Genomic DNA, 7078 nt, shown 5'->3' on the forward strand with positions numbered 1-7078 from the left:
TGTCCGGACTGCGCTGTGATCGATGTGCGCCTCCGTCGCGTGGTCACCGCGCTTCGCGCGAGCTGCGACGCTTTACGTCCGGACACGCACCTCCTGCGACCCCGGCCCCCTCCCCCCGGTGGTCACCGCCAGCGCGCGCCCCGGCCGGGGGCGGGCCGGTGGGTTCCGTCAGCGCGTCGCCCGGCGTGGGGGTTGGGCGTCGGTGGGGGCGGAGTGCCGTTGGTCAGCCGCCCCTTGGGCCCGGGAACACGTTCGGGCGGGGGTCCTCGCGGAGGGACTGGGTGCTTGCCGTCGGCTGCGGTGGCATCGATCGGGCCGCGGGGACCGCGGCCGGTACCGCGGGGCGGGGCGTTGTGCTGTCCGCGTCGGGGGTGCTGGGCTGCTGGGTGGTGCGGCGCGTGCCGTAACGGCGGTGCACCGCCTGCTTGGTGACGCCGAGCGCCGAACCCACCGCGTCCCAGGAGAAGCCCAGCGAGCGGTCGAAGTCCACCGCGGCGGTCACCAGGGTCTCTACGCTGTCCCTCAGTTCCTGCGCGAGCCGTACGGTCGGCGCGGGTGCCCTGCCGTATACGACGAAGCCCGTGGCAGGGCCCGATCGTCGGGGGCGGTAGACATTGCCCAACTGGGCGGTGAGGGTGCGCAATGCGTCCACCTGGCGCCGGACCCGCTCGATGTCCCGCACCAACAGGTGCAGACTTGCTCGGGCTTGTGCGTCGTGGGTTGCGTGGTCGGCCATGAACAAGCCTCTCGAACCGGCGTTGAAAAGGACCGGGCCGCACCGGTGCGGCCCGTGTGGTCAATCTCTCTTGACAACGCGCCACCTGGCGTTGTGGTCACGCTGCGGGGGCGTATGCGCATATGCGCGGGGCGCGTGGGCCGTCGTACGCCCCCTGGCGTGGTGCGCCCTAGACTGGTGCGCCGCTCGATCACCGCACTTTCAGCCCGAGAGGCAGTCAGCAACCGATGAAGCTCGTCTTCGCCGGCACCCCCGAGGTCGCCGTACCCGCCCTGGACGCACTCATCGCCTCCGAACGGCATGAGGTCGTCGCCGTCGTGACCCGGCCCGACGCCCCGGCCGGGCGCGGTCGCAGGCTTGTCGCCAGTCCCGTCGCCGAGCGCGCGGAGGAGGCGGGCATCGAGGTGCTCAAGCCGGCGAGGCCGCGCGACGAGGACTTCCTCGCGCGGCTGCGGGAGATCGGGCCGGAGTGCTGTCCGGTCGTCGCGTACGGCGCGCTGCTGCCGAAGGCCGCCCTCGAAGTGCCGGTCCACGGCTGGGTGAATCTGCACTTCTCGCTGTTGCCCGCCTGGCGCGGTGCCGCGCCCGTGCAGCACTCCGTCATGGCGGGCGACGAGATGACCGGCGCGTCCACCTTCCAGATCGAGGAGGGTCTTGACTCCGGGCCGGTGTACGGCGTGATCACGGAGCATGTACGGCCCACCGACACCAGCGGTGATCTGCTGACCCGGCTGGCCTTCGCGGGCTCCGGGCTGCTCGCGGCGACCATGGACGGCATCGAGGACGGCTCGCTCAAGCCCGTACCGCAGCCCGCCGAGGGCATCACGCTCGCGCCCAAGATCACGGTGGAGGACGCGCGGGTGGAGTGGTCCGCGCCCGCGCTGCGCGTGGACCGGGTCGTGCGCGCCTGCACACCGGCGCCCGGCGCCTGGACGGTCTTCCGCGGGGAGCGGCTCAAGCTGATCCACGTGGGGCTGCTGCCCGAGCGCACGGAGCTGGCGCCCGGGGTGCTCGCCGTCGGCAAGAACCATGTGTACGTGGGCACCGGCTCGCACGACGCCGAGCTGCTCTGGGTGCAGCCGCAGGGGAAGAAGCCGATGCGCGCCGCCGACTGGGCGCGCGGGGTGCGGATCGCCCCGGGCGAGCGGCTCGGGCAGGAGCATTAGGCTGGGAGGGATCCATTCTTCTCACCGCGGAGCACCTTTGAACGCGCAGGCCCCTCGCCGCCCCTCCAAGCCGTACCGCCGCCCCAAGAAGGACCCCGTGCGGCTCCTCGCCTTCGAGGCGCTCAGGGCCGTCGACGAGCGGGCCGCGTACGCGAATCTCGTCCTGCCGCCGCTGCTCAAGAAGGCGCGCGAGAACAGTGGGTTCGAGGCGCGGGACGCGGCGCTGGCCACCGAGCTGGTGTACGGGACGCTGCGGCGCCAGGGCACGTACGACGCGATCATCTCGGCGTGCATCGACCGGCCGCTGCGGGAGGTCGACCCGCCCGTCCTGGATGTGCTCGCCCTCGGGGCGCACCAGCTGCTCGGGACGCGCATCCCGACACACGCCGCCGTGTCCGCGAGCGTGGAGCTGGCCCGGGTGGTGCTCGGCGACGGCCGCGCCAAGTTCGTCAACGCCGTACTGCGCAAGATCTCGCGGGACGATCTGGACACCTGGCTGCAGCGGGTCGCCCCGCCGTACGACGAGGACGCCGAGGACCATCTCGCGGTCGTCCACTCGCATCCCCGCTGGGTGGTCTCCGCGCTCTGGGACGCGCTGGGCGGTGGCCGCGCCGGGATCGAGGATCTCCTGGAGGCCGACAACGAACGGCCCGAGGTGACGCTGGTGGCCCGGCCCGGCCGCTCGACCGCCGAGGAACTGCTCGATGTGCTCGGCGAGGACTCCGGACTGCCCGGCCGCTGGTCGCCGTATGCCGTACGGCTCACCGAGGGCGGTGAACCGGGCGCGCTCGATGCCGTACGGGAGGGGCGGGCCGGTGTTCAGGACGAGGGCAGCCAGCTGGTCGCGATCGCGCTGGCCAACGCGCCGCTGGAGGGTTCCGACACCCGCTGGCTCGACGGGTGTGCCGGTCCCGGCGGCAAGGCGGCGCTGCTGGCCGCGCTGGCCGCCGGGCGCGGCGCCGCCCTGCTGGCCGCCGAGAAGCAGCCGCACCGGGCCAGACTCGTCGCCCGCGCGCTCGCCGGGAACCCCGGCCCCTACCAGGTGATCGCCGCCGACGGCACCCGCCCGCCCTGGGTCCCCGGTTCCTTCGACCGGGTCCTGGTCGATGTGCCGTGCACGGGCCTCGGCGCCCTGCGGCGCAGACCGGAGGCGCGCTGGCGGCGCCGTCCGGAGGACCTGGAGGGCTTCGCGCCGCTCCAGCGCGGACTGCTGCGCGAGGCGTTCCACGCGGTGCGCGTCGGGGGTGTCGTCGGGTACGCGACGTGCTCCCCGCATCCCGCCGAGACCAAGGCGGTCGTCCAGGACGTCCTGAAGGGGCGCGGCGGCCCGGCGGTCGAGGCCGAGTGGGTCGACGCCAGGCCGCTGATGCCGGGCGTACCGGCGCTGGGGGACGGTCCCGACGTCCAGCTGTGGCCGCATCTGCACGGCACGGACGCCATGTATCTGGCGCTGCTGCGGCGTACCGCCTGACAGCCGGCGGCGAACCGGGCCGCCGAGGGCGGGGCGAGACGTGCTGATTGCGCGGTCTGTACCGTTCCCGGATCGCCTCGCGGGTCATTGGTCCGTACCGAGGTGCACCGTGCGGTCCGGAACTGGTCCGGAGCATGGCAGGCTTGGCACATGGCCCAGATCAACCCCAGCATCCTGTCCGCGGACTTCTCCCGACTCGCCGATGAGGCGAAGGCGGTGGAAGGTGCCGACTGGCTTCATGTCGACGTCATGGACAACCACTTCGTGCCCAATCTGACCCTGGGCGTGCCGGTGGTCGAAGCGCTCGGACGGGCGACGGACATCCCGCTGGACTGCCATCTGATGATCGAGGAGCCCGACCGCTGGGCCCCGCAGTACGTCGAGGCCGGCGCCGGTTCCGTGACGTTCCACGTGGAGGCCGCCGCCGCCCCCGTACGGCTGGCGCGCGAGATCCGTGCCAAGGGCGCCAGGGCGTCCATGGCGCTCAAGCCCGCGACGGCCATCGAGCCGTACGAGGACCTGCTCCCCGAGCTGGACATGCTGCTGATCATGACGGTGGAGCCGGGCTTCGGTGGCCAGGCGTTCCTGGACATCATGCTGCCCAAGATCCGCCGTACCCGTGAGCTGATCTCCAAGCACGGTCTTGAACTGTGGCTCCAGGTCGACGGCGGGGTCTCGGCCACCACCATCGAACGGTGCGCCGAGGCGGGCGCCGATGTCTTCGTCGCGGGCTCCGCGGTGTACGGGACGGACGATCCGGCCGCGGCGGTGCGGATGCTCCGCGACCAGGCGGCAGAGGCCACCGCCGCCGCCTCCTGGACATGCGGTCACTGACCCGTGCGAGCGGGCCGGACTCCGGTGGACCAGTGCGCCACGGGAACATGAACGGCGCCCTTCGGGGCTGATCAAGGATCGCTGGATCTGACAGGATGAACAGCGAGTCCAGAGTGTGAACAGCAGTGAGGAGATCGCGGTGTCTGGTATGTCGGCGGGTCGGCCAGCCCTGCGGATGGGACCCGCGGAACTGGTGCAGGCGGCGGCCATGGCCCGCCGCTTCTACCTGGAGGGCAAGTCCAAGATCCAGATCGCCGAGGAGTTCGGCGTCAGCCGCTTCAAGGTGGCCCGGGTCCTGGAGACCGCGCTGGAGCGCGACCTCGTCAGGATCGAGATCCGCGTCCCGTCCGAGCTGGACGCCGAGCGCTCCGACGCGCTGCGGGCCCGCTACGGACTGCGGCACGCGGTGGTGGTCGAGTCGCCCACCGAGGCCGAGGACGAGTCGCCCGACCCGGAGAACCTCGGAGAGGTCGCCGCCGATCTGCTCGGTGAGCTGGTCGTGGAGGGCGATGTGCTGGGCCTGGCCTGGGGGCGGTCCACCATCCACATGGCCGCCGCGCTCGACCGGCTGCCGCCCTGCACGGTCGTCCAGCTCACGGGTGTGTACGACGCGGGCACCGCCGAGCGGGGCTCGGTCGAGGCCGTACGGCGGGCCGCCCAGGTGTCCGGGGGAGAGGCGCACCCCATCTACGCGCCGATGCTGCTTCCCGACCCGGCGACGGCGGCCGCGCTGCGCAGTCAGACCGGTATCGCGCGCGCTTTCGAGTACTTCGACAAGGTGACCGTCGCCGCCGTCTCCATCGGCTCCTGGGAGCCGGGCATCTCGACGGTGCACGACATGATCACCGAGGAGGAGCGGACCCACTACGCCTCGCTCGGCGTCGCCGCGGAGATGTCCGCGCATCTCTTCGACGCGGAGGGCAGGCGGGTCGGCCGCGATCTGGGCGAGCGCTGCATCACGGTCGAGGCCGACCGGCTGCGCCGGATCCCGGAGGTCGTGGCGATCGCGGGCGGGCTGCGCAAGGCGGAGGCGATCGGGGCCGTCCTCCGTTCCGGACTGGTCACCAGCCTGGTCACGGACACGGCCGCGGCGGACTTCCTGCTGACGGAGTTCACTCCGGGACCGCGGCCGGCGCTGGAGCGCGTCGACCCGGACGAGACCTGACCCGAACCGGCCTCTGCCGGGGCGTTTTGGGTCATCGTACGAGTGGCACCCCCTCTGAGCTGGACGTTCCTCCCCGGCCGGGTATCCGGTCCGGCATGGGAGAATCAAGTACGTGCGTTTTCCCCGGCTCCACCGACCGGGGCCAACTCCGATCGACTGGGATGTTCTGCACGTGCGTTTCCTCAATGACCTGCAGCCGCCGTATGACCTGACGTACGACGACGTGTTCATGGTGCCGAGCCGTTCGGCCGTGGGTTCCCGGCAGGCGGTCGACCTCTCCGCCCCCGACGGCACCGGCACCACCATCCCCCTCGTCGTGGCGAACATGACCGCGATCGCGGGCCGCCGGATGGCCGAGACCGTCGCCCGGCGCGGCGGTCTCGTCGTCATCCCGCAGGACATCCCCATCGAGGTCGTCACCGATGTCATCTCATGGGTCAAGACGCGCCATCTCGTCCTCGACACCGCGATCGTGCTCGCCCCCCTCCAGACCGTGGGCGACGCCCTGTCGCTGCTGCCCAAGCGGGCGCACGGCGCGGGTGTCGTGGTCGACGGCGAGGGGCGGCCCATCGGTGTCGTCACCGAGCACGATCTGACCGGCGTCGACCGCTTCACGCAGCTGTCCGAGGTGATGTCGAAGGATCTGCTGCTGATCTCCGCGGACATGGACCCGCGCGAGGCGTTCAACACCCTCGACAACGCCAACCGCAAGATCGCCCCCGCCATTGACGCCGACGGCAGGCTGGCCGGTGTCCTCACCCGCAAGGGCGCGCTGCGCGCGACCCTCTACACGCCCGCGACCGACGCCGCCGGCAAGCTGCGGATCGCCGCCGCCGTCGGGGTCAACGGCAATGTCGCGGGCAAGGCCCGGCAGTTGCTCGACGCGGGCGTCGACACACTGGTCGTCGATACGGCACACGGCCACCAGGAGTCGATGCTCGCCGCGATCAGGGCCGTCCGCGCGCTCGACCCGAAGGTGCCGGTCGTCGCGGGCAATATCGTCGCCGCCGAGGGCGTACGGGATCTGATCGAGGCCGGCGCGGACATCGTCAAGGTCGGTGTCGGGCCCGGCGCCATGTGCACCACCCGCATGATGACGGGGGTGGGCCGGCCGCAGTTCTCCGCCGTCATGGAATGCGCGGCCGAGGCCAGGAAGTTCGGCAAGCACGTCTGGGCGGACGGCGGGGTCAGGCACCCGCGCGATGTCGCCATGGCGCTCGCCGCCGGCGCCTCGAACGTCATGATCGGCTCCTGGTTCGCCGGTACGTACGAGTCCCCGGGCGACCTTCAGCAGGCCGCCGACGGACGGCTCTACAAGGAGTCCTTCGGCATGGCCTCCGCCCGCGCCGTACGCAACCGTACGAGCGAGGAGTCCGCGTACGACCGGGCGCGCAAGGCGCTGTTCGAGGAGGGCATCTCCACCTCGCGGATGTTCCTCGACCCGTCGCGCCCCGGTGTGGAGGACCTGATCGACTCGATCATCGCGGGGGTGCGCTCCTCGTGCACCTACGCCGGTGCCGACTCGCTGGAGGAGTTCGCGCGGAAGGCGATCGTCGGCGTCCAGAGCGCCGCCGGATACGCCGAGGGCAAGCCGCTGCACGTCAGTTGGGGCTAGGGCGTGTTGCGAAAGTAGCGCCGTCCGCCCGCAGGGCGGGGCCTGCGGCGTCCGGTGCGTGCGATCGCAAGGCGGAGGATCGTCCTCGTAC

The 7078-nt window shown here is 71.9% G+C and carries 6 protein-coding genes; 5 read left to right on the forward strand and 1 reads right to left on the reverse strand.

The annotated features are described in order from the left end of the window. Positions 1-223: 223 nt before the first annotated feature. On the reverse strand, positions 224-736 hold the full coding sequence (locus ACFRKB_RS38725; RefSeq protein ID WP_383111288.1) for a hypothetical protein: 513 nt from the start codon (positions 734-736) through the stop codon (positions 224-226). Positions 737-963: 227 nt separating this feature from the next. Between ACFRKB_RS38725 and fmt the strand changes: the two genes are divergently transcribed. The 5 genes from fmt to ACFRKB_RS38750 all read left to right on the forward strand — a co-directional run bounded on the left by fmt (position 964) and on the right by ACFRKB_RS38750 (position 6987). Beyond that, entirely contained in the window at positions 964-1902 is a 939-nt protein-coding gene (fmt, locus tag ACFRKB_RS38730) for a methionyl-tRNA formyltransferase (RefSeq protein ID WP_383111289.1), read from the forward strand. Between the two features lie 37 nt (positions 1903-1939). Next, the gene (locus ACFRKB_RS38735; RefSeq protein WP_383111290.1) at positions 1940-3373 is read left to right on the forward strand and encodes an RsmB/NOP family class I SAM-dependent RNA methyltransferase; all 1434 of its coding nucleotides are present in this window, start codon (positions 1940-1942) and stop codon (positions 3371-3373) included. Positions 3374-3523: 150 nt separating this feature from the next. Next, on the forward strand, positions 3524-4207 hold the full coding sequence (gene rpe, locus ACFRKB_RS38740; RefSeq protein ID WP_383111291.1) for a ribulose-phosphate 3-epimerase: 684 nt from the start codon (positions 3524-3526) through the stop codon (positions 4205-4207). A gap of 115 nt (positions 4208-4322) precedes the next feature. Then, the gene (locus tag ACFRKB_RS38745) at positions 4323-5372 is read left to right on the forward strand and encodes a sugar-binding transcriptional regulator (protein WP_206300635.1); all 1050 of its coding nucleotides are present in this window, start codon (positions 4323-4325) and stop codon (positions 5370-5372) included. 166 nt (positions 5373-5538) lie between these two features. Next, the gene (locus ACFRKB_RS38750) at positions 5539-6987 is read left to right on the forward strand and encodes a GuaB1 family IMP dehydrogenase-related protein (RefSeq protein WP_383111292.1); all 1449 of its coding nucleotides are present in this window, start codon (positions 5539-5541) and stop codon (positions 6985-6987) included. Positions 6988-7078: the final 91 nt, after the last annotated feature.

The sequence above is a fragment of the Streptomyces scopuliridis genome, from assembly GCF_042790125.1.
In the GTDB taxonomy this organism is placed as follows: Bacteria; Actinomycetota; Actinomycetes; order Streptomycetales; family Streptomycetaceae; genus Streptomyces; species Streptomyces scopuliridis_A.